The following is a 23,884-nucleotide window of genomic DNA, read 5'->3' on the forward strand; positions in this document are numbered from 1 at the left end:
AGAACTCGTCTCCGGGGAGATCACGGCATAAGCCGTAAAGCCATTGCGCAGGGAAGGCCGGGTGTTCACCGCTGCCCTGTATGCTCGTGTGCATTTTGTTTTGTGCAAACCGCACACGGGACCGCGGGTGCAGCGCGCACCCGGTCTTCCCTGCGCCCTCTGTCTTCGAGGGCAAGGATTTCTGGCAAAGCTCGGGCGCGATGCGCCGCGAGAATGCGAAGTTGTGTATTCCAACCACAACTGTCATCGCCCGCGAAGGCGGGCGATCCAGTATCCCAGAGACGGCAGTGATTGAACCGGGAGGCCGCGGCGTACTGGATCACCCGCCTTCGCGGGTGATGACAATGCAGCTTGTAGCGATTTCACCCCGCATCCCGCCCAACCACCTGATCCACCGTGCTTTTCCCCACCCCTCCCACATCGCGGGAAACAAAAGCGTCGTCGTTGAGATCGAAGGTGGCAACCGTGATGATCGCGCCAGAGCAACACGGTCAAGCGAGGTGCAAAATGGCGAAGATGCGAGCGATCGATGCCGCGGTACGTATCCTCGAAAAAGAGGGCGTGGTGACCGCCTTCGGCGTGCCGGGGGCGGCGATCAATCCGCTTTATTCCGCGCTGAAACGGCGCGGTTCGATCAGCCACATCCTGGCGCGCCATGTCGAGGGCGCCTCCCACATGGCCGAAGGCTATACCCGCGCCAAGGCCGGCAATATCGGCGTCTGCATCGGCACATCAGGTCCGGCCGGCACCGACATGATCACGGGGCTTTATTCGGCCATCGCGGATTCGATCCCGATCCTGTGCATCACCGGGCAGGCGCCGCGCGCGCGGCTCTACAAGGAAGACTTCCAAGCCGTTGACATCGAGTCGATCGCAAAGCCCGTGACGAAATGGGCGGTCACGGTGCGTGAGCCCGCGCTGGTGCCGCGCGTGTTCAGCCAGGCGTTTCACATCATGCGCTCGGGCCGTCCCGGGCCGGTCCTGATCGACCTGCCGCTCGACGTGCAGCTGGCCGAGATCGAGTTCGACGACGAGACCTATGAGCCGCTGCCGGTCTACAAACCATCAGCGACGCGCAGGCAGATCGAGAAGGCGCTCGCCATGCTCAACGCCGCGGAGCGGCCGCTGATCGTGGCGGGCGGCGGCGTCATCAATGCCGACGCATCCGAATTGCTGGTGGCGTTTGCGGAAGCCGTCAACGTTCCCGTGGTGCCGACCTTGATGGGGTGGGGCGCCATTCCCGATGACCACGTGCTGATGGCGGGCATGGTGGGCCTGCAGACCAGCCACCGCTACGGCAACGCCACCATGCTGCAATCCGACTTCGTGCTCGGGATCGGCAACCGCTGGGCCAACCGCCACACCGGCTCGATCGAGACCTACACCAAGGGCCGCACCTTCGTGCATGTCGATATCGAGCCGACGCAGATCGGCCGCGTCTTCAATCCGGATTTCGGCATCGTCTCCGACGCCAAGGCGGCGCTGGAACTGTTCGTCACGGTGGCGAAGGAATGGCGCAAGGCCGGCAAGCTCAAAGAGCGTCAGGCCTGGCCCGCTTCGTGTCAGGATCGCAAGCGCACAATGCTGCGCAGGAGCCGCTTTGACGACATCCCGATCAAGCCGCAGCGCGTCTACGAGGAGATGAGCCGGGCGTTCGGCCGCGACACCTGCTATGTCAGCGTGATCGGCCTGTCGCAGATCGCCGGCGCGCAATTCCTCGGAGTCTATCATCCGCGCAACTGGATCAATGCCGGGCAGGCCGGTCCGCTCGGCTGGACATTGCCCGCCGCGCTTGGCGTGCGCGCCGCCGATCCGACCCGCGAGATCGTGGCGCTCTCGGGCGACTATGACTTCCAGTTCCTGATCGAGGAGCTCGCGGTCGGCGCGCAGTTCAAGCTGCCTTACATCCACGTCGTCGTGAACAATTCCTATCTCGGCCTGATCCGCCAGGCGCAGCGCGGCTTCGAGATGGATTATCAGGTGCAGTTGTCGTTCGAGAACATCAACGCGCCGGAACTCGGCGTCTACGGCGTGGACCACGTCGCGGTCGCGCAAGGCCTCGGCTGCAAGGCGATCCGCGTCACCGATCCGCACGACGCCCAGGCGGCGTTCGCGACCGCGCGCGAATGGATGGCGGAACACCAGGTGCCCGTGGTGGTCGAGTTCATCCTCGAACGCGTCACCAACATTGCGATGGGCACCGAGATCGACAACATCATTGAGTTCGAGGAAGTGCTCGACCTGCCGCTGGATGATGCGCCGGCGAAGTCGAACACATCTGGCACATTGTTGCCGGCTTAAGGGGGATATCGACGATGCCCAAATTTGCCGCCAACCTCACCATGCTGTTCGGCGAACTGCCGTTCCCAGATCGCTTTGCGGCGGCCAAGGCCGCTGGCTTCAGCGGCGTCGAATATCTGTTTCCCTATGATTTCGACAAGGCCGAGCTCAGCGAGCAATTGCAGCAACACGGGCTAACCCAGGTGCTGCATAACCTCCCCGCGGGCAATTGGGCGGCGGGCGAGCGCGGCATCGCGATTTTTCCGGACCGGGTCGAGGAATTCCGCGACGGCGTCGCGCGCGCCATCGATTACGCCAGGGCGCTGGATTGCCGTCAGCTCAATTGCCTGGTCGGCATCGCGCCTGAAGGGGCCGACGCGCACGAACACAACGAGGTGCTGGTCGGCAATCTGCGATTTGCCGCCGACGCGCTGGCCAAGGAACGGATCAGGCTTCTGGTCGAGCCGATCAACACAACAGACATTCCCGGCTTTTTCCTCAGCGGCACCGAACAGGCGATCCAGCTCATATCAGACGTGCGATCGAGCAATTTGTTCGTGCAGTACGACATCTACCACATGCAGATCATGGAAGGTGACATCGCGCGCAGCCTGCAGAAGCATCTGCCGCGTATCGCCCATGTCCAGCTCGCCGACAATCCCGGCCGCAACGAGCCCGGCACCGGCGAGATCAACTACCCGTTCCTGTTCCGGCATCTCGACGCGATCGGCTATCGCGGCTGGGTCGGATGCGAGTATAAACCGAGGACGACGACCGTCGACGGCCTCGGATGGCACGCGGCCCTGACGCTCGATACTTGATCGGGAAACAAACAAGGAAAAGCAAAATGATCGATATCGGCTTTATCGGCCTCGGCACCATGGGACGTCCGATGGCAAAACATCTCCAGACCGCCGGCCATCGCCTGTTCCTGCACGACGTGGCGCCGATCCCGCCTGAGTTGGTCGCCGAAGGCGGCGTGGCCTGCAAATCGGGCAAGGAGGTCGCGGAAAAATCCGATGCCGTCATCATCATGGTTCCGGATACGCCGCATGTCGAAGCGGTGCTGTTCTCCGAGGGCGGCGTCGCGCAGGGGATTTCAAAGGGCCAGATCGTGGTCGACATGAGTTCGATCTCGCCGCTCGCGACAAAAGAATTTGCCAAAAAGATCGAGGCGCTCGGCGCCGATTATCTCGATGCCCCGGTTTCCGGCGGTGAGGTCGGCGCCAAGGCCGCGAGCCTGACCATCATGGTGGGTGGACCCGAGCGCGCGTTCAACACCATGAAGCCGGTGTTCGACAAGATGGGCAAGAACGTCACACTGGTCGGCGGCAATGGCGATGGCCAGACCACCAAGGTCGCCAACCAGATCATCGTGGCGCTGACGATCGAGGCGGTCGGCGAAGCCTTGCTATTCGCCTCACGCGCCGGCGCCGATCCCGCACTCGTGCGGCAAGCGCTGATGGGCGGCTTTGCGTCGTCGCGGATTCTCGAGGTGCACGGCGAGCGCATGATCAAGCGGAATTTCGATCCGGGTTTTCGCATCGAACTGCATCAGAAGGATCTCAACCTCGCCCTTGAAGGCGCGCGCTCGCTCGGCATCTCCCTGCCGAACACGGCGATCGCACAGCAATTGTTCAGCTCCTGCGCCGCGCATGGCGGCAAGGCGTGGGATCATTCCGGCATGGTGAAGGCGCTGGAGATGATGGCTAACCACGAGATCGGAAAAACTTGATTGAAAGCGGAACCGGATGCGAAGTTCCTGTTCCGCGCGCACTATCTTGGTGCATGCGGAACCGGAACATCTGATGCCTCCGATGGTTGAAACGCACCATCAATTCACTGGAGGACATAATGAATAATCGTCTTGCTGTTTCGCTCATTGCCGCGTCGCTGCTGACATCGGGCGCGGCGTTCGCACAATCCACCACCGTTCAGGGCGCGCAGGACGGCGCCCGCACGGGTGGCGCCGTCGGCGGTCCGGTCGGCGAGGTCGTTGGCGGCACCGTGGGTGCGGCCGTAGGCCTTGGCCTGGAAATTCCGAATGCCGTGATCACGTCGATCCAGGCCGAACGCGCGCCGTCGGTCGTGGTGCGTGAGCGCGTCGTGGTGGGCGAGCCGCTGCCGCCGACCGTCGAGTTGCGCACGGTGCCGAGCCACACCGAATATCGCTATGCGGTCGTCAATGATCGCCGGGTAATCGTGGAGCCGCGCACGCGCAAGGTCATCAGGATCATCGACTAAGCGGGCCGCTTGCAATCGATCCTCGCGGGAGCATTCCTCCCGCGGGGATTGTTGCGTCAGGACGCACCGGCCGTTAGGACGCGCTGGCGCTCGATCGCTGCGTGCGCTTGACGACCAGATCGAAGGCCGCCGCGGCGGCGAGGCCAACGCAGACCGCAAGCGCGTCGACCAGAAAATCCTCCAGCCGCGCGTGCCGCCCCGGCGCCCAGAATTGCAGGATCTCGATAAGGCCGGTCAGCCCGACGGCGACGGCCGCCGTGAGCAAGCGATTGCGCGTGTAGGCCAGCCCGAACGCGAGGCAGACACCAGGCGAACAACTTGAGGGCGACTGACATGGCCTCGGCTTAGCACGATCAGGGCGCGAATATTGCACCTGCGAACAGCCACAATGCCGTGTGGTTAATGCCGATTTCTAGAGCGTTTTCGAGCGAAGCATGCCCTCGGACTTGATCCGGGGGTGGAGCCCGGTTCGCGTGAAGAAAACGCGTCAAAAAAAGCTAGAGCGGTTCCCGCACCCCCAGCCCGTGCATGAAGCGCTCCCTGATCTGCACGGGATCGCGCCGGGTGGTGCCGACGCCCGGCTTGTCGTCGATCCGCACGCCGATCAGCGTCGGCCCCGCAGTGGACATGGATTGATCGATCAGGCGCTCGAAATCCTCCTCGTCGGCGGCCCAGGCGCTGTTGCCGAGGCCGCTGGCGATTGCAATCGCAACGATGTCGGCCACAACAGCGCCCGGCGTCGGCTGCGCGCCGGTGATCTGGTAGACGCCGTTGTCCATCACCACCATGGTGAGATTCTTCGGCGCCAGGGTTGCGATCGTCGACAGCGCGCCCAGTTGCATCAACAGCGAGCCGTCGCCTTCGAGCGCGAAGATACGGCGCTCCGGTTGCGCGAGTGCCACGCCGAGCGCGATCGGAAAGGCGAGGCCCATGCTGCCGAGCATATAAAAATTCTGCGGCCGATGGCCGGCGGCCCACAGGTCGAAATTGGTGTTGCCGATGCCGCCGACCACGGCTTCCTCGTTCTTCAGCCTGGCGACCAGCCGCGAGGTGAGATCGAAGCGGTTCATGACCTTGGTATTGCGGGCAGGGGTGCTGTTCATGACATCGCTCACTTGTCGAAGGTCTTGCCGCCGGTCAAAAGCGGCGAAAGGATCAGCGCCACCGGCGCCTGCGTGGTGACGGCCTGCTTGATCGAGCGGTCGCAGATGAACTCGAACTCGTCGAGCCGTGTGCAGGTGTGATGCTCCATCGCGAGCGAATCCAGCACCGGGCGCATGGTGCGGCACACCAGTGACTGGCCGTAGTTGAACTCGCCGAGCGTGCCGCGTTCGGTTACGAACATGATCAGCGGGATCTGGTAGGGCATCGCCAGCGAGGCCAGCACGTTGGCGAGCGTCGCAAAGCCTGACGTCTGCATCAGCACCGCGCCGCGCCGCCCGCCCATCCAGGCACCGGAGACGATGCCGACCGCTTCTTCCTCGCGCGCGGTCGGAAAGGTCGTGAAAAACGGATCGGCATGCAGGTTCTTGATCAGCGTCGTCAGGATGCGATCGGGCACATAGGGCACCAGGCTGATATCGTTGCGCTTGAGCGATTGAAGCACGATGCCGTGCCAGCTCTTCTCCTGCGAGCTGTTCTCCAGCGAAGTCTTGGGCGAGGTTTTTTCCTCCGCAGCCGCCATACTGTCTTCTCCCTCGATCTTCCGAAAATTCTCGTTCGCGACGTGGTGCCGTCGCGCAGCTTTTGCCGCGCCGAAACTTGACGCCGCGGGCGGGATTGTCAACATGCCTTCACCGTTGCCGTGATCTGCAGACTTGGCGATGGCTTCAACGCGCCGGCATGCGACAATGTGAGATAACGAGAACATCGGGAGGCTGCCGTGGGAGTTTGGTTCCGGATGGCTGCGGTTGCGGCATTGATGCTCGCTGCGGCCGGCGCGGCATCCGCGCAGTCGTTCCCTTCGAAGCCCGTGCGTATTCTCGTGCCCTATCCCGCCGGGGGCGGCGTCGATGTCCTGACGCGCACGCTGGGTGAGGTGGTGTCCAAGCAATGGGGCCAGTCGGTCGTGGTAGAGAACCGCCCGGGCGCCGGCGGCGTCATTGCCTCGCAGGCGGTCGTAGCCTCGCCGGCTGACGGCTATACGCTGATCATGGTCGCGAGCGGCCACGCCACCAATCCGTTGCTGTACCCCAAAATTCCCTACGACACCTTCAAGGACTTCACACCGATTTCGCTGCTGGCGTCGTCGCCCAATATCCTGCTGGTGCGCGCGGATTCTCCGTTCAAGACGGTGGCTGACGTAATCACCGCTGCGAAGACCAGGCCGGGAGTTCTTTCATTCGCCCATGCCGGCACCGGCACGTCGACGCATCTTGCCGGCGAACTGCTGAAGAGCCTCGCCAAGGTCGATCTCAATGCGATACCCTACAAGGGAGGCGCGCCCGCAATCAACGATCTGCTTGGCGGGCAGGTCCCAATGTCGTTCAACAACGGCCCGGAATCGGTCGGCCAGCTTCAGGCCGGCACGCTTCGCGCGTTGGCCGTGACGACTGCCGATCGCGCACCGTTGCTGCCCAAGGTGCCAAGCATGTCGGAATTTGTTCCGGGCTACGACACAGGCGTATGGTGGGGGCTGCTCGGGCCCGCCAATCTGCCTCCAGAAGTGCTGGCAAAGCTCTCGAACGATTTCGTCGCTGCGTTGAATACCGATGCCGTCAAGGAACGGCTTGGCAAGCTCGGTGCCTTACCGATCGGCAGCTCGCCGGAACAATTCGAGACGAAGATCCGTGCCGACTACGAAAAATGGGAGCCGATCATCAAGGCGGCCGGGATGAAGGCAGAATGACGATGTGGTGCGTCCGATGATTCCAGCCTGCCTGCCGCCGCGTCCCGTCAGCCGTCCCAAGGTGCCGCTGCCGCCTGATGCCTGCGATACCCATGCCCATGTGTTCGGCCCGTCGGATCGCTTTCCCTATGCGGATGATCGCAGCTACACGCCGCCGGATGCGCCGCTGCAAAAATATCTCGGCATGCTCGACACGCTCGGCTTTGCGCGCGGCGTATTGGTGCAGGGCAGTGCGCACGGCCGCGACAATTCGGCGATGCTCGATGCGCTGCGGCTAGAGCCCGGCCGCCTGCGCGGGGTTGCGGTGGCCGACGCCAATGTCTCGCCTGACGAATTGCGCGCATGGCACGCGGCTGGTGTGCGTGGCCTGCGTTTCAATCATTTCTTCCGCGACGGGCAGTTGCATTATCGCGGCGGCGTGCCGTTGACGGAGGCCGAGAAGCTTGCGCCGGTCATGGCCGGGCTTGGCTGGCACCTGCAGCTCTGGATCGATGTGAAGGATTTGCCGCAAACGATTCCGGTCCTGAAGAAGATCGGCCTGCCTGTCGTAATCGATCACATGGGCCGCACCGATGCGCGCGCCGGCACCGGCACCGAAGGCTTCCAGAGCCTGCTGCGCGCGGTCGGCGAGGGCTGGTGCTGGGCGAAATTGTCGGGCGCGCATCGGCTGAGCCAGAACGCGCCTTACTATCCCGACGCGCGGCCGTTCCACGAGATGCTGGTCAAGATAAATCCGGAGCGCCTGGTCTGGGGCGGCGACTGGCCGCATCCGCGGGTCGAGGGCGAAATGCCTGATGCCGGACACCTTCTCGAATTGTTTCAGATGTGGACGCCTGATAAAGGGACCCAGCACGGCATTCTCGTCACCAACCCCGCCAAACTCTATGACTTCCCGAACTGAAAGTTGCACAACAAGATGACCGTCAACAACAAGCGCGTGTTCTACGTCAAATATCTCGCCCACGAGATCTACACCGAGATCCTGAAGGCCAGGGCCGATGTGCGGCTCGACAAGCTGGAAAACGAGAGCCCTGAATCCGTCGCGGCGCCGATTCTGGCCGAGGCGCACGCCTACCAGATCGGGGCGGCGCGCGATGAACTGGCGCCGCATTTCCATGCCCATGCAGATCTTCTGAAGCGGGCGCCGAATTTGCTCATCGTCTCCAGCAACGGCGCGGGCTTTGACCCCGTCGATGTCGATGCCTGCACCGCGGCCGGCGTGCTTGTGGTCAACCAGACCGGCGGCAACGCCAATTCGGTGGCCGAGCACGCGCTCGGCATGTTGCTGACGCTGTCGAAGCGCATCCTCGAATCCGACCGCGCGCTGCGGCGCGAGGCCAACGTCAATCGCAATGCGCTGATCGGCAACGAAGCGCAGGGCAAGACCATCGGCGTTGTCGGGATCGGCAATGTCGGCCGCCGCATCGCCGAGCTCTGCAAGGGCCTGCTCCACATGAAAGTGATCGCCTATGATCCCTATCTGACGGCAGAGGAAATCGCGGCGCGAGGCGCCGAGAAGGTCGAACTCGACGATCTGATGCGCCGCTCGGACTTCGTTTCGATTTCCTGCCCACTGACAAAAGACAACCGCCGCATGATCGGCGCAAAGCAGTTCGCGCTGATGCAGCCGCATGCGTTCTTCATCACCACCGCGCGCGGCTTCATTCACGACGAGGCCGCGTTGTACGATGCGCTGCGCGACAAGCGGATCGCCGGTGCCGGGCTCGACGTCTGGGACAAGGAGCCGCCGCCGCCGGAACACCCGCTGCTGCAGTTCGACAACGTGCTGGCGAGCCCGCATACGGCAGGTGTTACGAAGGAAGCCCGCGTCAACATGGGCAGGATCGCCGCCGAACAGATCCTCGACGCGCTCGACGGCAAGCGGCCGCCGCGCATCGTCAATCCCGAGGTCTGGCCGGCCTATGCCAAGCGCTTCGAGAAGACGTTCGGGTTTGCGCCGAAATAGGCGCTACAGGAAAACGAACCGGAAGGCGGATCCCTTCGATACCACGCGGCCGGCGGTCGGTGCCGGAAAATGCGCCGCAAGCAGGATGATCGGCGTGTCCGCGAGCCGCTCGAGCAGTTTGATACGGGTGGCCCGCGCGGCCTCCCGGTCGAAATCCGCCGCGTTCGACAGCCAGGGCGCCGCGCACTGGATCGGATGATGGATGATGTCGCCGGACATGACCGCGTGATCGTGCCCGCCGTTCAAATGGATCTGCATATTGCCGATCGTATGGCCCGGGGCGGGCTCAAAGTGCACCGTCGCGTTTCGATCGTCGAACAGCAGATGGTCGGTTTCCACGAATTCCGCCTGTCCGGCGGCAACCACCGGCAACACGGAATCTGCGAACGATCCGTGATTGACCGGATTGTTGGGGACGGCGGCGTGCGCCTGCTCCCAATGGCGATACTCGGCGCGGCCCATCAGGTAGCGTGCGTTCGGGAAGGTCGGGACCCAGCGGCCGTCGATGAGCCGCGTGTTCCAGCCGACGTGATCGACATGCAGATGGGTGCACATCACGTAATCGACGTCTTCGGGGCGAACGCCGAGTGCTTGCATGTTTTCCAGATAGGGCTGGTTGAGCTGGTTCCATATCGGGACGCGCGGCCGCGGCTTGTGATTGCCGCAGCAGGTGTCGACCAGGGCTGTCCATCGCTCGGTGCGGACCACATAGGAGTGGTGGCTGAGGATCATCCGCCCGGTGCCGGGCTCGATGTATCGCTCGTCCAGCCAGTCGCTGTTAGCCGCGATCACCTCGTCATCGACGTTGGCGAACAACCAGTTCTTTTCAAACGGCAGGCTGGCAATCTCGACCAGCCGGTCGATCCGCATGCTGCCGATTTTCAGCGTCTCCATGCTGGGCTTGTCAGTTCCGCAGCAGATCGCCGAACGGCACCCAGCGTGTTCCGTCATAGCGGATCAGCCGCATGCTCGTCATCGGCGTATAGCGTTCCGGCGAATTATTCACCGTCGTGCCGTTGATCAGCATCGGCAGGCGAACGTCTTTCAGGTTGGTCGCCTGCTTTATCACATTGGCGCGGGTGAGATCGTTACCGGCGCCCTTGAGCGTCGTTACCAATGTCTGGGCGATGGTGTAACCGTACACGTTGAGCCAGTCGCTCTTGTTGGCGTCCGGCAGGTACTTCTCCATGAAGGCCAGCCACTCCTTGTAGCCAGGGTCATCCTTCAGGCCGGGATCGGTGCTGTCTTTCAGATACTGGCTCGAGATGACGCCGACCGAACTCTCGCGCCCCGCCGGTTCGAGCACGCCGCTGATGGAGGCGGATACGTTTGAAATGATCGTGGTCGGCTTCCAACCGATCTCGCCGATCTTGCGGATCGCCTGCGCGGCGAATTTCGGCGTCGCCGCCACCAGCACAACATCGGCGCCGCTGCTCTTCAAGAGCAGTATCTGGGTATCGATGGTGGGCGAGGTGGTTTCATAGGGCGCCTTGGAGACGATCTGATCGCCGCCGCCGAGACCCTCTTCCAGCGCCTTCAGATAGTCTTTTCCGAGATCGTCGTTCTGATAGAGAACGCCGACCTTTGCCTTCGGGTGGCTGTCCCTGATGTATCTGGAGTAGGCGAGAGCTTCGTCGCGATAGGTCGGCTGCCAGCCGACCGTCCACGGGAAGCTCTTCGGATCGTCCCACTTCGCGGCGCCGGAGCCGAGGAAGAGCTGCGGCACCTTCTTGTCGTTGAGATATTTGTGCACGGCGTTGTTGGTCGGCGTCCCGACCCCGCCGAAGATCAGCAGGACTTCATCGCTTTCGACCAGGCGGCGGGTCTGTTCGACGGTCTTGGGTGGACTGTATGCGTCGTCCGCGATGATCATCTGGATCCGTCGCCCGTTGACGCCGCCTTCGTCATTGACCTTGCGAAAATAGGCTTCGGCGGATTTCGCGATCTGCGCGAAGGCGGAAACCGGCCCGCTGAGGGGGGCCGTGGTGCCGATCTTGATCGTCTTGTCGTCAGCGCCGGTGTCGTATTTCGCGGCGCCTTGCGCCTGCGCGGGGACGGCGGTGAGCACCGACAGGGCGATGCCGAGGGCGTGAAGTCGGGATCCAGGAAAACGGCGCACCTTTGTAGCTCCTCCCAGGTTTCCCGCCTCTTCGGGCGGGCTTTCCGGTCGTCCCGGCGTACGAACGATCGTTCGTTTGGTTGACTATCGAACGATCGTTCGTTAGTCAATGTGCATGATTTCCACTGCTTCCAATGCGGCCGAAACGGTTGCGACCTCCACCCGCGAGCGCATTCTTGCCGAGGCGCTCAGCCTGTTTGCCGAGAGTGGCTATGGCGGCGCCTCGATGCGCGAGCTGGCGCGCCGGGTCGGCGTCCGCGAAAGCAGCCTCTACAACCACTTCCCGGGCAAGGCGGCGATCCTGGAAGCGATCGTCAGCGAGCACGGGCCGGCGAGTTCGGCGAGCCGCCTCGAGCAGCCGCGCTATCGCCAGTTGCGCGAGCAGCCCGCGGCGTTCTGCCGGCAGTTTGCCCTCGACCTCGTCGACCAATGGTCGGACCCGCGCGAGCATCAGTTCCAGAAGGTGATCACCGCGGAACGAAACCGCGTGCCGGGCATTCGCGCGAAATTCGCCGATCAGTTCTATGCGCGCGAACAGCGCCTGATGACGGATTATTTCCGCGGCTTCACGCTGGCCGGTCTCGTCAGGACACCGGATCCGCGCGAGACCGCGCGGCTGTTCGCGGCCGGCCTGATCTATATTCGCCTCGAGCACTATGTGATGGGCGCGCAGTCGTCACCGCGCGACAAGGTGATGGAAGCCATCGAGCGGTTTCTCGGTTTCTTCTTTTCGTTGATCGCCATCAGCGACGTCGCAGAACCAACAAATACAAAAAAGCGAAAAGCTAAGGGAGAAGCGCGTGGCAAGGCTACCCCTGATTGATCCGGACGCGAGCACCGGAGACATTCGCGCCTGTTTTGACTGGATGCCGATCAAGCTCAGCATCTTCCGCATGATGGCGCACGCCGAAGCCGGCATGATTCCAGAGATGCGGCCGTGCAGATCCACTCTGCGCCAACACGACGCGAGATAAAAATGTCAGAGAAAATGCGTTATGTCCGCCAGCTCAGCGCGGCGTCCGAAGGTCAGGCTCCGGGCCGCGGCCGGCTTCGCGGCCGCAGGATCCTGGTCGTCGGTGGCGGTCAGCGGACGTTCGACGCCGCGACCGATCCGGTTGGAAACGGCCGGGCCATGTCGATGTTGTTTGCCCGGGAAGGCGCCCATGTCGCGGTCGCCGACCTGCACCGCGCCAGCGCCGATGACACCGTAAAGCGCATTGCCGGGGAGGGCGGTCTCGCCTTTTCGATCAAGGCGGATATCGCGCGCCAAGCCGATGTGAACAGGATGATCGACGAGGCCGTTGATGGTCTCGGCGGGCTCGACGGCATGGTGCTCAATGTCGGCATCGGCGTCGGGGCGCTGGGTCTCGACGGTGTCGATCTCAAGGAGTGGAATGACACGTTCGCGGTCAATCTGACCGGTCCGATGCTGTGTTGCCGCAAGGCGCTGAAGCATATCTCCGATGGGGCGTCGATCGTGTTCATCTCGTCGATCGCCGGGCTTCGCTCGGGCTCGCGGCTGATTGCCTATGACACGTCGAAAGCGGCGCTTGGCGGCCTGATGCGCAACGTCGCCAAGGAGGGCGCACGGCGCGGCATCCGCGCCAACATCATCTGCCCCGGGCTGGTCGATACGCCGCTCGGACGCCACACCAGCGCCGGCCGGCCTTCCCGAGACGCTTCCGGCGCGCCGTTCGGGCGGATGGCGACGGGGTGGGAGATCGCCTACGCCGCGCTGTTCTTCATGTCCGACGAGAGCGTTTACGTCAACGCGCAGACGCTGGCGGTCGACAGCGGCATCACCGGGCTATGAGCACGGTGAGGCAGCGGGTCAAGCAGTAGCCGGCACCGCATCGTGTCGGAAAGAAAAGCAAAAACAGGGGAGTGAGTGCATGTTGAGTAAGTCGCTATGGTCGGCTGTCGTTGCCGGAATCATCAGTGCTATCGTCTGGTCGGGAGCAGCATTCGCGCAGAAGAAATACGATCCCGGCGCGTCGGACACCGAGATCAAGATCGGCCAGACCATGCCGTACAGCGGGCCGGCGTCGTCCTATTCGACGATCGGCCTGGTGATGAAGGCCTATTTCGACAAAATCAACGCGGAGGGCGGCGTCAACGGCCGGAAGATCACACTGCTGTCGCAGGACGACGGGTTTGTTTCGTCGAAGACGGTGGAAGCCACGCGCAAGCTGGTCGAGCAGGATGATGTTCTGTTCATCGCCGGCTCGCTGGGCACGGCGCCGAACGCCGCGGTTCAGAAATATCTGAACATCAAGAAGGTGCCGCAGCTTTTCGTCGCGACCGGCGCGACGCGGTGGGGCGATCCGGAACATTTTCCGTGGACCATGGGATGGCAGCCCAGCTACCAGATCGAAGGCGCCATTCTCGGCCGTTACACGGCTGCCACGTATCCGACGGCAAAAATCGGCGTGCTGTATCAGAACGACGATTCCGGAAAGGATTACATCAAGGGTTTCAAGGCCGGCCTCGGTGATGCCGCCAAACTGATCGTGGCCGAGACCTCGTATGAATTGTCGGATCCGACGGTCGATTCGCAAGTCATCACGTTGAAGACGGCCGGCGCCGACGTGTTTTTCCTGCACGCGAATCCGAGATTCGTCGCCCAGGCGATCCGCCGAACGTTTGAGTTGACCTGGAAGCCCGCGATCATCCTGCCGAGCGTTGGCGCGTCGGTCGGCGCGGCTCTGGCTCCGGCCGGTCTCGAGAAATCGATCGGCGCCGTGACGGCGGCCTACATGAAGGATCCCACCGACAAGGTGTGGGAAAGCGACAAGGGCTTTCAGGACTGGCTCGCCTTCATGAAGCAATGGTATCCGCGGGGCAGCCTGATCGACGGCAGCAATGCCTACGGCTACTCCATGGCCCAGACCATCGTCCAAGTCCTCAAGCAATGCGGCGACGAGCTGACGCGCGAGAACGTCATGAAGCAGGCGGCTTCCATGAAGGATCTGGAGCTTCCGATGCTGCTGCCGGGCATCAACCTCAGCACCAGCGCCAAGGATTTTTTCCCGATCAAGCAGATGCGGCTGGCGCGATTTGACGGCACGTCCTGGATCGTGATGCCGAAGTGAGGCGAGGCGGCCTGGAACCCGTCCTTTCCGGGGACGGGTTCAGCGCCGAATGTGCAGTTCCGATCGCCAAATCCGCGGAGAAGATTTGCGCCGCGGCGGGCGCGTTCACGGCAATAATTCCACTGCCAAAGGGCGCCCGGACGACGCGCGCATTGCTATTTTCGTAGACATCTCGACTAGTTAGCCCGTTACGACCATTTTCCGTGGTGCGCCCCGTTTCTGGGAACAACCGTTCCGCCGGGCGCCATGGAAGATGAGATGCGACAGGTAGGTACATTTCTGCGCAACGCGCCGTCCCGGATCGGACGTCGCCTGGCCCAGATCGTCGCGATCGCCGCTGCCAGCCTGCCGGCTGCCGGGGCTTAAGGCCGCTTACGTCTATCTTGAAAGTTGAAAGCTTTTCGTCGCGCGAACTCTACGGTTCGCGGATACCGGGCTTGTCGCGCCATGTCTGGCGCAAATTCTCTCGCGCAGCGTCAGAGCTTGGCCGTCGTCGCCCGCGCGGCACATCGCGCGCGGGCTCAGCCAAAGTTCGCGCAGCGTTCTAGTCGTTCGCTTCCGGCGGCAGAAAATTCACTTCATGCTCGGCCGAGATGCGCACGATTTCGGCGACATCGCTCAGATTGTGCAGCTGGTTGAAAAGTGCTTCCAGCTTCTGCGTCGGTGAAACCCAGAACAGCGCCCGCGCCGGTTTGTCCGATTTGTTGAAATAGCCGTGCGGGATGCCGCGCGGCAACCGCACCAGATCGCCGGCCTTGGCCTGCACCCAGACGCCATCGAGTTTCAGGTCGAGCATGCCATCCTGTACCAGGATGAATTCGTCCTGCGTGGGGTGGATGTGGACCGGTACGAACTGGCCGGGATCACTGTTGGTCTCGAACGCAAAGGTCGAATCCGTTACGGCCTTGGGGAAATACACCTGGCCGAGGATGTTCCAGGTCTTGCCGGAATATCCGGTGCCGTTCTGCGTGATGCCTTTTTCGAGCGCCGCCATGTTGTTGATCCCTCTTTTGGCTGTCGCGACGACGCTACCCCGGGCCGGTCTTCTGTCAAGCAGTTGTGGCAGGCAAGGAATGCTTCCTTACTTGCTTCCTTGCAAAAGCTTGAAGTTTAAAATAAATGTCTGATGTCAGTTCCGGGAGGCCGACCGATGTCCAAACCGTTGCATTCCCAGCATGCGCTCGTCACCGGCGGCGGGCGGGGCATTGGCCGCGCGGTCGCCGCGACACTGTCCGAAGCCGGCGCTGTCGTCACCGTGCTGGGCCGCAATCGGGCGACGCTGGATGAGGCCGTTGCCTCAGGCGCCGCGCAGTTCGCGGTTGCTGCCGATGTCACCGATGCAGCTTCGGTGAAATCGGCCGTTGCGGAGGCCGCGGCGCGCCAGCCGATCGATATTCTGGTCGCCAATGCGGGCGCGGCGGAATCCGCGCCGTTCGGCCGTTCCGATGCGGCGCTGTTCCAGCGCATGATGGACGTCAATTTCATGGGCGTGGTGCATGCCACGCAGGCCGTGCTGCCCGGGATGCTGGAGCGCCGCCAAGGGAGGGTGGTCGCGATCGCATCGACCGCCGGCCTGAAGGGCTACGCCTATGTCAGCGCTTATAGTGCTGCGAAGCACGCGGTGATTGGGCTGGTCCGTTCGCTGGCGCTGGAAACGGCCAAGAGCGGCATCACCGTCAATGCCGTCTGTCCCGGGTTCACCGAAACCGATCTGCTCGAGGGCAGCATCGACAACATCATCAAGAAGACCGGTCGCAGCCGCGAGCAGGCGGTGGCTGAGCTCTCCAAGCACAATCCGCAGGGCCGCCTCGTGGCGCCGTCGGAAGTCGCCGATGCCGTGCTGTGGCTGTGCGGCGCGGGCGCCGGCGCCATTACCGGACAGGCGGTCGCGGTCGCCGGTGGCGAGGTTTGAAATCCGAAACCGTCATTGCGAGCGCAGCGAAGCAATCCATCTGTCACGAAGGAAGAATGGATTGCTTCGTCGCTTCGCTCCTCGCAATGACGAATGATACAAGGGAGATCCCATGAGCAGACCCGCCAACCCCGTCACGCTGCCGCTATCAGAATATTCGCCGAAGCATTTTCTGCTGGAGGTCGACGGCAAGATCGCCACGGTGACGCTGAACCGTCCCGAGCGGAAAAATCCGCTGACGTTCGACAGCTACCGGGAACTGACGGATTTCTTCCGCGCCTGCGCGATGGATGAGGAGGTCAAGACCATCGTGGTGTCAGGCGCCGGCGGCAACTTCTCTTCGGGCGGCGACGTCTTCGAGATCATCGGTCCGCTGGTGCAGATGGACACCAAGGGCCTCACCGCGTTCACGCGGATGACCGGGGATCTGGTCAAGGCGATGCGCGCCTGTCCGCAACCGATCATCGCTGCCGTCGACGGCATCTGCGCCGGCGCCGGCGCGATCATCGCGATGGCCTCGGACATGCGCCTGGCAGCGCCCGGCGCCAAGGTCGCCTTCCTCTTCAACAAGGTCGGGCTCTCCGGCTGCGACATGGGCGCCTGCGCGATCCTGCCGCGCATCATCGGCCAGTCGCGGGCGTCGGAACTGCTCTACACCGGCCGGTTCATGACCGCGGAGGAGGGCGAACGCTGGGGCTTCTTCAGCCGGATCGTCGCCGCCGACCAGGTGCTGGCGCAGGCGCAAGCGCTGGCAAAGCAGGTTTCGGACGGGCCGACCTACGCCAACACCATGACCAAACGCATGCTGGCGATGGAATGGGCGATGTCGGTAGAGGAGGCGATCGAGGCGGAAGCCGTCGCCCAGGCCCTGTGCATGACCACGGAGGACTTTGCCCGGGCGTTCGAGGCGTTTTCCAACAAGCGGTCGCCGGTGTTCCAGGGCAATTGAGCTACGCTCTTTCTCCTCGTGGTGAGGAGGCGCGTTAGCGCCGTCTCGAACCATGTGGCCCGCGGCCCATCCTTCGAGACGCGGCCAAGAGGTCGCTCCCTCGGTGAGCGCAAAGCGCTCATCCGGGGATGAGGGCGGTGTGCGTTGCAAGGGCCTTGCGGGAAAATTGCTTTAGGTTTAAAGTAATTTCCAGATGGCCCGTTAGTTTGCTTCGGAGGCGCTGATGAAGGTGGCGATAATCGGCGGCGGACCGGCGGGTCTTTATGCCGCGATCCTTTTGAAGAAGCAGCGGCCGCAGGCCGAGATCACGGTGTACGAGCGCAACCGCGCCGACGATACGTTCGGCTTCGGCGTGGTGTTCTCCGACGCCACGCTGGATAATTTCGAAAAGTACGACCCGCCGAGCTACCGCCGCATCACCCAGGAATTCGCCTATTGGGATGACATCGCCGTGCATTTCCGCGGCACCGTGCACCGGGTGGGCGGCAACGGCTTTTGCGGCTGTTCGCGCCGCATGCTGCTCTTGATCCTGCAGGAACGCGCCCGCGAACTCGGCGTCACGCTGCTGTTCGAAACCGACGTCGACGACGAGACACGTTTTGCCGATGCCGATCTGATCGTGCTCGCCGACGGCATCAACAGCCGTTTTCGCGACAAATATATCGAGCATTTCCGCCCCGAGATCGATCTGCGTTCCAACAAATTCGCCTGGATGGGATCGACCCGGCCGCTCGATGCCTTCACCTTCATTTTCCAGGAGACCGAGTGGGGCCCGTTCATTGCCCACGCCTACCAATATGAAACCGGCCGCTCGACCTGGATCTTCGAGACCGATTCCGAGACCTTTGCGCGCGCCGGACTTGAAGGCCTGAGCGAGCAGCAATCCGCCGATCGCATGGCGGAAATCTTCGGCTGGTTCCTCGGTGATCACAAGCTGCTGACCAACCGTTCGATGTGGCGCAATTTTCCGATGATCCGCAGCGAGCGCTGGGTCAAGGACAACATGGTGCTGCTCGGCGACGCCAAGGCGACCGCCCATTTCTCGATCGGCTCCGGTACCAAGCTTGCGATGGAAGACGCCATCGCACTCGCAGAGGCGATGGCGCAGGCGCCGACGGTGGATGCGGCCTTGCAGACCTACGAGCAGGGCCGGCGCGAAGAGGTCGAGAAGACCCAGCACGCCGCCGACGTGTCGCTGGTCTGGTTCGAGCATGTCGACCGCTTCTGGGATTTCGATCCCGTGCAGTTCGCGTTCGGCGTGATGACCCGCGCCAAGGCGATTACTTACGATAACCTCACGCTGCGTGCGCCGGATTTTGTGGGCGAAGTCGACAAGGCGTTTGCGAAGACCGTCCGTGCCAAAGGGTTTGACGTCGACGTCGAAAAACCTGTCGCGCCGATGTTCCAGCCGTTCAAACTGCGCGAGATGGAGGTGACCAATCGCGCAGTAGTTTCGCCGATGTGCATGTATTCGGCCGAGGAGGGCGTGCCCGGCGATTTCCATCTGGTGCATTACGGCTCGCGCGCGATCGGCGGCGCCGGTCTCATCTTCACCGAGATGACCTGCGTCGGCCGCGACGCCCGGATCACGCCGGGCTGCACCGGTTTGTGGAACGACGAACAGCAGGCCGCCTGGACGCGGATCGTGGATTTCGTCCACGCCAATTCGGCTGCGAGGATCTGCCTGCAGCTCGGCCATGCCGGGCGCAAGGGCGCCACCAAGCTGATGTGGGAAGGCATGGACCGGCCGCTGGAGCAGGGCGGCTGGGACACGCTGTCGGCATCGCCGATCCCTTACTTCCCGGACAGCCAGGTGCCGCGCGAGATGGACCGATCAGCGATGGATCGCGTCAAGGCTGAGTTCGTCGCCTCCGCGCTGCGCGGCGACGCCTGCGGCTTCGACATGCTGGAGCTGCACTGCGCCCACGGTTACCTGCTCGCGAGTTTCATCTCGCCGCTGACCAACACGCGGACGGATGAATATGGCGGCACGCTCGAGAACCGGCTGCGTTATCCGCTCGAAATATTCGAGGCGATGCGCGCGGCGTGGCCGGCGCACAAGCCGATGTCGGTGCGCATCTCCGCCACCGACTGGGCCGAAGGCGGCGTCACCGGCGACGATGCGGTGGCGATTGCCCGCGCGTTCGGCGAGGCCGGCGTCGATCTCGTGGACGTCTCTACCGGACAGACCGTGCGCGACGCGCAGCCGATTTACGGCCGCATGTTCCAGACGCCGTTCTCCGAGCAGGTCCGCAACGAGGCAAGGGTTGCGACCATGTGCGTCGGGAACATCACGACGTCAGACCAGGTCAATACGATCCTGGCCGCCGGCCGCGCCGACCTGGTGGCGCTGGGCCGGCCGCATCTGGTTGATCCTTCCTTCACCATGCGGGCGGCGGCCTGGTATGGCGCCTCCGATATCGGCTGTCCGCCGCAATATCTCCCCGGAAAAGAGCAGATTTTCCGCAACTCCGTCCGCGACCGGCAGGATTTCGACGACCTCAAAATTAAGGGTAAGCCGAAAACCCGCGCCGAGCTCAAGGCCGAGGCGACAAAGCCGCTTGCGGCCGAATAGGCTGGATGGCACGCTGGCTCTTTCTTCTCCCTCGCCCCGCTCTTGCGGGGAGAGGGGCAGACAGTTGAGTGGAGTTTGAGCGGATGAAGGCGATCATCGTCGGAGGCGGCATCGGAGGCCTCACCACCGCGCTGATGCTGCGCGCCCGCGGCATCGACTGCGAATTGTTCGAGCAATCCGACAGCATTCGCGAGCTCGGCGTCGGCATCAACACGCTGCCGCATGCGATCCGTGAACTCGCGGGGCTTGGCCTGCTGGACCGGCTCGACGCGGCCGCTGTTCGTACCGATGATTTGTATTACCTCAACCGTCACGGCCAGGAAGTCTGGCGCGAGCCGCGCGGCCTCGGCGCCGGTCACGACGTTCCGCAATTCTCGGTTCATCGCGGCCGCCTGCAAAGCGTCATCCATCGCGCCGTCGAGGAACGGCTCGGCAAGGAGGCGATCCACACCGGCTGCCGGCTCGGCGCCTTCGCGCAGCACGAAGGCGGCGTGATCGCGCATTTCTTCGACCGCACCGGCGCGCATATCAAAACCGCACGCGGCGATGTCCTGATCGGGGCCGATGGCATCCATTCGCGCGTGCGCGAAATGCTGTTTCCGGACGAGGGGCCGCCGTGCTGGAACGGGCTGATGCTGTGGCGCGGCGCACGCGACTGGCCGATGTTCCTGACCGGCAGTTCGATGATCGTGGCCGGCGGATTGAATGCAAAAGTCGTGGTCTATCCGATCGCGGAAGGATCGAGCCCCGCCAGCCGGCTGACCAACTGGGCGGTGCTGGTGAAGGTCGGCGACGCCAATTCGGTGCCGCCACGCCGCGAGGATTGGTCACGGCCGGGCAAGCGCGAGGAATTGATGCCACATGTGGCACGGTTCTCGGTGCCGCATGTCGATGTCCGCAACCTGATCTCGGCGACGCCGGAATTTTACGAGTATCCCTGCTGCGATCGCGATCCCTTGCCGTACTGGACCTGGGGCAGGGTGACGCTGCTCGGCGACGCCGCGCATCCGATGTATCCGGTCGGATCCAACGGCGCCTCGCAGGCGATCCTCGATGCGCGGGCGCTGGCGGATTCGCTGGCCCATGCCGAGCATCCGCGGCAGGCGCTGCTGGCCTACGAACAGAAGCGGCTGCCGATGACGGCGGAGATCGTGCGCGCGAACCGCCGCGGCGGTCCCGAGGGCGTCATCGACGCCGTCGAACAACTCGCGCCCGACGGTTTTACGGATATCGAGAAAGTGCTGAGCTACGGCCAGCGCGAAGCCATTGTGCGCGGTTACGCGTCGAAGGCGGGCTTTGCGGCGCCGTCGCTGGCGGCGGTGCGGTAGGTACGCACGTAACAGCGTCGAATCCTCATCCCCGCGCAACGGCTTCGCCGTTGTCGCTGGAGGAGCGGCCGCTTGGCCGCGTCTCGAAGGATGCAGGCCCGTCTGTGGCATCATGGTTCGAGACGGCGCTGAAGAAGCGCCTCCTCACCATGAGGGTCGTCACGCGCCCGGAGGCGGCGGCAGGAAGTGGATGTTGTGCTCGGCCGCCAGCGCCACGACAGCGTCGGGCGTCTGCTCTTTCATGTTGTGGATGCCCCAGAACAGGTCATAGAGCCGCCGCGTCGGCGAGACCCAGAACAGCACCTTCGAGGTCCGGCCCGACTTGTTGAAGATGCCGTGCGGCTTGCCCATCGGAAGCCGCACCAGATCGCCCGGCGAGGCCTGCGTCTCTGATCCGTCGAGGAAGAAGTCGAGCTTGCCTTCAAGGATGTAGAGATATTCGTCCTGATCGGGGTGGATGTGCGGTGGCACAAAAGTGTCGGGCGGGAATGTCGCATGCCATGAGAAGGAATGCTCGGTGACGCTTTTCGGCACATAGGTCTGGCCAAGGATGCTCCAGGAGACTCCCTGGATGCCTTCGTTGGCGCGGGTGATGCCGGCGATTTCAGTTTTCATTGTGTTGTTTCCTTCCAGATTTTCTTGCCAGCGTTTTCTTCGCCCGGCTATTTGCCGGATGCGCAATCCTTGGCGTAGCGGTCGGCGTAATTCGAAAAGACCTTTTCGACGATCTCGGTCTGGAACTTGCCGTCCGGGCGTTTCGCTACCTTGGTCAGGTAGAAGTTCTGGATCGGATAGCCGTTGACGTTGAACTTGAAGTCGCCGCGCAGCGAGGTGAAGTCGGCCTTCTTCAGCGCCGCCGATACCGCGTCCTTGTTGGCGAGATCGCCCTTCACCGCCTTGACGGCGCTGTCGATCAGCATCGCCGCATCATAGGCCTGGAAGGCATAGGTGCCCGGCACGATGTTGTAGGCGGCCTCATAGCCGGCCACGAATTTCTTGTTCTGCGGATTGTCGAGATTGGGCGCCCAATTGGAACCGCCGAACATGCCGACGGCGGCGTCCTGCTGCGCCGGCAGCGTCGATTCATCGACGGTGAAGGCGGACAGCACGGGAATGCGATCGGCAAGGCCGGCCTGCCGGTATTGCTTGACGAGGCCGACACCGAGGCCACCCGGCATGAAGGTGAACAGCGCGTCCGGCTTCGAGGAGGAGATCTTGGTCAGCTCGACCTGGAAATCGGAGGTGTTCAGCGGCAGATAGCTTTCCTCGACGATTTCGCCTTTGTAGTCGATCTTGAATCCGGCGGCGGAATCCTTGCCGGCCTGATAGTTCGGCACCAGCACATAGACGCGCTTGTAGCCGCGATCCTGGGCAACCTTGCCGAGGACCTGATGGACCTGATCGTTCTGGTAGGAGGTGACGTAGAAGAACGGGCTGCACTCCTTGCCGGCATAGGTCGACGGACCCGCGTTCGGGCTGATCAGGAACGTCTTGTTCTCTGTGACCGGCCTGTGAATGGCCTGCAGGATGTTGGAGAAGATCGGGCCTACGACGAAATCGACCTTTTCGCGTTCCAGCAGGCCCTTGACCTTGGTCACGGCCCCGTCCGGCTTGAGTTCGTCATCGACCACGACGAGTTCGACGTCCTTGCCTGCCATCTTGCCGCCGAGGTCCTTGACCGCGAGCGCAAAGCCGTCGCGGACCTGCTGGCCGAGCGCCGCCGGAGGGCCTGATAACGTCACGATGACGCCGATCTTGATCTTCTCCTGCGCCGCGGCTTGTCCTGCGGCGACACTCAGCAAGACCGCAAGTCCCGCCAGTTTCAACGGCTGCATCATGACTACTCCTTCATTCGGCCGCAGCCGAAACCAACCCACCAAATCCTCAGATCCAGCTTATTCTGAGGATGACTTCGGCCGCAAGCAACAAGCCCGCAAATAAGAACCTATGCAAGCTGCGCGCCAAATGCTTGAACCCTAAAGAAATTTGGGCAATGATGCCAAGCGGTGGTCGGTTCGGATTCCCCCGCACACGCAAATCAGACAAGATGGCGTCATGATGCTTGATTCAGAGACCAAGGCGGTCGAGCTCCCCGAGGATCACGGGGATGAAATCAGGCTGTGGCTCCGCCTTCTGACCTGTACCACCCTGATCGAGGGCGAGGTCCGCAGCCGTCTGCGCGAGCGCTTCGATGTGACGCTGCCGCGCTTCGACCTGATGGCCCAGCTCGACAAGGTGCCCGACGGCATGACGCTATCGGACGTTTCGAAGCGGATGATGGTGTCGAACGGCAACGTTACCGGGCTGGTCGAACGCCTCGTCGAATCCGGTCACCTCGACCGACGCACCTCGGATGCCGACCGCCGCGTCCAGGTGATCCGCCTGACCAAGGCGGGCCGTGTCGAGTTTCGCAAGATGGCGGCCGAGCATGAATTATGGATCGCCGACATCTTCGGGGATCTGACGCCGAAGGATATCCGCGAATTGATGCGCCTGCTGGCCAAGACCAAGGCCTCCGCGCAGAAATCGGCAAAGGCGCGCACGGCGTAAGGCGCAGTCGGGAACTGGCGG

The 23,884-nt window shown here is 63.0% G+C and carries 23 protein-coding genes and 1 pseudogene; 16 read left to right on the forward strand and 8 right to left on the reverse strand.

The genetic code is table 11. The features are described 5' to 3' along the window. Window positions 1-507: 507 nt before the first annotated feature. The 4 genes from gcl (at window position 508) to JQ641_RS16105 (ending at window position 4,524) form a co-directional block, all read left to right on the forward strand. Window positions 508-2,301: a glyoxylate carboligase gene (gene gcl, locus JQ641_RS16090; RefSeq protein ID WP_211996934.1), complete on the forward strand. Its 1,794-nt coding sequence runs from the start codon at window positions 508-510 to the stop codon at window positions 2,299-2,301. A 14-nt stretch (window positions 2,302-2,315) separates the two neighbouring features. After that, window positions 2,316-3,101, forward strand: a complete 786-nt coding sequence (gene hyi / locus JQ641_RS16095) for a hydroxypyruvate isomerase (protein ID WP_211996937.1) — start codon at window positions 2,316-2,318, stop codon at window positions 3,099-3,101. A gap of 26 nt (window positions 3,102-3,127) precedes the next feature. Beyond that, window positions 3,128-4,015: a 2-hydroxy-3-oxopropionate reductase gene (locus tag JQ641_RS16100; RefSeq protein WP_211996938.1), complete on the forward strand. Its 888-nt coding sequence runs from the start codon at window positions 3,128-3,130 to the stop codon at window positions 4,013-4,015. Between the two features lie 119 nt (window positions 4,016-4,134). Next, the gene (locus JQ641_RS16105; protein WP_211996939.1) at window positions 4,135-4,524 is read left to right on the forward strand and encodes a DUF1236 domain-containing protein; all 390 of its coding nucleotides are present in this window, start codon (window positions 4,135-4,137) and stop codon (window positions 4,522-4,524) included. A 73-nt stretch (window positions 4,525-4,597) separates the two neighbouring features. Here the strand turns inward: JQ641_RS16105 and JQ641_RS16110 are convergent, their stop codons facing one another. The 3 genes from JQ641_RS16110 to JQ641_RS16120 all read right to left on the reverse strand — a co-directional run bounded on the left by JQ641_RS16110 (window position 4,598) and on the right by JQ641_RS16120 (window position 6,208). Further along, window positions 4,598-4,789 (reverse strand): VanZ family protein, encoded by a 192-nt coding sequence (locus tag JQ641_RS16110; protein ID WP_211996940.1) that lies wholly within the window; start codon window positions 4,787-4,789, stop codon window positions 4,598-4,600. A 232-nt stretch (window positions 4,790-5,021) separates the two neighbouring features. Next, on the reverse strand, window positions 5,022-5,627 hold the full coding sequence (locus JQ641_RS16115) for a thiamine pyrophosphate-dependent enzyme (RefSeq protein WP_211996941.1): 606 nt from the start codon (window positions 5,625-5,627) through the stop codon (window positions 5,022-5,024). 8 nt (window positions 5,628-5,635) lie between these two features. Continuing rightward, window positions 5,636-6,208, reverse strand: a complete 573-nt coding sequence (locus tag JQ641_RS16120; protein ID WP_211996942.1) for a thiamine pyrophosphate-binding protein — start codon at window positions 6,206-6,208, stop codon at window positions 5,636-5,638. A 198-nt stretch (window positions 6,209-6,406) separates the two neighbouring features. Here JQ641_RS16120 and JQ641_RS16125 point away from each other — a divergent pair, with 198 nt between their 5' ends. Genes JQ641_RS16125 through JQ641_RS16135 form a run of 3 tightly spaced genes read left to right on the forward strand, consistent with a single transcriptional unit; the run spans window position 6,407 to window position 9,338 of the window. Then, window positions 6,407-7,372: a Bug family tripartite tricarboxylate transporter substrate binding protein gene (locus JQ641_RS16125; RefSeq protein ID WP_349628568.1), complete on the forward strand. Its 966-nt coding sequence runs from the start codon at window positions 6,407-6,409 to the stop codon at window positions 7,370-7,372. 16 nt (window positions 7,373-7,388) lie between these two features. After that, a complete protein-coding gene (locus JQ641_RS16130) occupies window positions 7,389-8,273 on the forward strand; it encodes an amidohydrolase family protein (protein WP_211996944.1) in 885 nt (294 codons plus the stop codon). 15 nt (window positions 8,274-8,288) lie between these two features. Continuing rightward, a complete protein-coding gene (locus JQ641_RS16135) occupies window positions 8,289-9,338 on the forward strand; it encodes a hydroxyacid dehydrogenase (RefSeq protein WP_211996947.1) in 1,050 nt (349 codons plus the stop codon). A 3-nt stretch (window positions 9,339-9,341) separates the two neighbouring features. On the opposite strand, the gene JQ641_RS16140 is transcribed toward JQ641_RS16135, so the two are convergent. Together JQ641_RS16140 and JQ641_RS16145 are read right to left on the reverse strand one after the other, a co-directional pair. Next, window positions 9,342-10,232 carry an MBL fold metallo-hydrolase gene (locus tag JQ641_RS16140; protein WP_211996949.1) on the reverse strand — a complete coding sequence of 297 codons (891 nt, stop codon included), beginning with the start codon at window positions 10,230-10,232 and terminating at the stop codon, window positions 9,342-9,344. A 10-nt stretch (window positions 10,233-10,242) separates the two neighbouring features. After that, the gene (locus JQ641_RS16145; protein ID WP_211996951.1) at window positions 10,243-11,457 is read right to left on the reverse strand and encodes an ABC transporter substrate-binding protein; all 1,215 of its coding nucleotides are present in this window, start codon (window positions 11,455-11,457) and stop codon (window positions 10,243-10,245) included. Between the two features lie 115 nt (window positions 11,458-11,572). Between JQ641_RS16145 and JQ641_RS16150 the strand changes: the two genes are divergently transcribed. The 4 genes and pseudogenes from JQ641_RS16150 to JQ641_RS16160 all read left to right on the forward strand — a co-directional run bounded on the left by JQ641_RS16150 (window position 11,573) and on the right by JQ641_RS16160 (window position 14,549). Next, window positions 11,573-12,280: a TetR/AcrR family transcriptional regulator gene (locus JQ641_RS16150; protein WP_211996952.1), complete on the forward strand. Its 708-nt coding sequence runs from the start codon at window positions 11,573-11,575 to the stop codon at window positions 12,278-12,280. Continuing rightward, a pseudogene (locus JQ641_RS37955) lies at window positions 12,258-12,416 on the forward strand (carboxymuconolactone decarboxylase family protein); the annotation flags it as partial. The gene JQ641_RS16150 and the pseudogene JQ641_RS37955, both read left to right, overlap by 23 nt. A 17-nt stretch (window positions 12,417-12,433) precedes the next feature. After that, window positions 12,434-13,270, forward strand: coding sequence for an SDR family NAD(P)-dependent oxidoreductase (locus JQ641_RS16155; RefSeq protein WP_211996953.1), 837 nt, complete (start codon window positions 12,434-12,436; stop codon window positions 13,268-13,270). A 79-nt stretch (window positions 13,271-13,349) separates the two neighbouring features. Next, a complete protein-coding gene (locus JQ641_RS16160) occupies window positions 13,350-14,549 on the forward strand; it encodes an ABC transporter substrate-binding protein (RefSeq protein ID WP_211996954.1) in 1,200 nt (399 codons plus the stop codon). Between the two features lie 544 nt (window positions 14,550-15,093). On the opposite strand, the gene JQ641_RS16165 is transcribed toward JQ641_RS16160, so the two are convergent. Next, window positions 15,094-15,543, reverse strand: a complete 450-nt coding sequence (locus tag JQ641_RS16165; protein ID WP_211996955.1) for a cupin domain-containing protein — start codon at window positions 15,541-15,543, stop codon at window positions 15,094-15,096. Between the two features lie 156 nt (window positions 15,544-15,699). On the opposite strand from JQ641_RS16165, the gene JQ641_RS16170 reads away from it, so the two are divergent. The 4 genes from JQ641_RS16170 to JQ641_RS16185 all read left to right on the forward strand — a co-directional run bounded on the left by JQ641_RS16170 (window position 15,700) and on the right by JQ641_RS16185 (window position 21,313). Then, complete coding sequence (locus JQ641_RS16170; protein ID WP_211996956.1) at window positions 15,700-16,461, forward strand: SDR family NAD(P)-dependent oxidoreductase; 762 nt, start codon at window positions 15,700-15,702, stop codon at window positions 16,459-16,461. Between the two features lie 112 nt (window positions 16,462-16,573). Further along, a complete protein-coding gene (locus JQ641_RS16175; RefSeq protein ID WP_211996957.1) occupies window positions 16,574-17,410 on the forward strand; it encodes an enoyl-CoA hydratase family protein in 837 nt (278 codons plus the stop codon). A 223-nt stretch (window positions 17,411-17,633) separates the two neighbouring features. Continuing rightward, window positions 17,634-19,985: a bifunctional salicylyl-CoA 5-hydroxylase/oxidoreductase gene (locus JQ641_RS16180; RefSeq protein WP_211996958.1), complete on the forward strand. Its 2,352-nt coding sequence runs from the start codon at window positions 17,634-17,636 to the stop codon at window positions 19,983-19,985. 83 nt (window positions 19,986-20,068) lie between these two features. Continuing rightward, a complete protein-coding gene (locus JQ641_RS16185; RefSeq protein WP_211996959.1) occupies window positions 20,069-21,313 on the forward strand; it encodes a flavin-dependent oxidoreductase in 1,245 nt (414 codons plus the stop codon). Window positions 21,314-21,472: 159 nt separating this feature from the next. Here the strand turns inward: JQ641_RS16185 and JQ641_RS16190 are convergent, their stop codons facing one another. Then, window positions 21,473-21,928 (reverse strand): cupin domain-containing protein, encoded by a 456-nt coding sequence (locus tag JQ641_RS16190; RefSeq protein ID WP_211996960.1) that lies wholly within the window; start codon window positions 21,926-21,928, stop codon window positions 21,473-21,475. A gap of 47 nt (window positions 21,929-21,975) precedes the next feature. Next, window positions 21,976-23,151, reverse strand: coding sequence for an ABC transporter substrate-binding protein (locus JQ641_RS16195; protein ID WP_192734382.1), 1,176 nt, complete (start codon window positions 23,149-23,151; stop codon window positions 21,976-21,978). Between the two features lie 217 nt (window positions 23,152-23,368). Between JQ641_RS16195 and JQ641_RS16200 the strand changes: the two genes are divergently transcribed. Further along, window positions 23,369-23,863 carry a MarR family winged helix-turn-helix transcriptional regulator gene (locus JQ641_RS16200; protein WP_211996961.1) on the forward strand — a complete coding sequence of 165 codons (495 nt, stop codon included), beginning with the start codon at window positions 23,369-23,371 and terminating at the stop codon, window positions 23,861-23,863. Window positions 23,864-23,884: the final 21 nt, after the last annotated feature.

The sequence above is a fragment of the Bradyrhizobium sp. JYMT SZCCT0180 genome (genome assembly GCF_018130165.1).
In the GTDB taxonomy this organism is placed as follows: domain Bacteria; phylum Pseudomonadota; class Alphaproteobacteria; order Rhizobiales; family Xanthobacteraceae; genus Bradyrhizobium.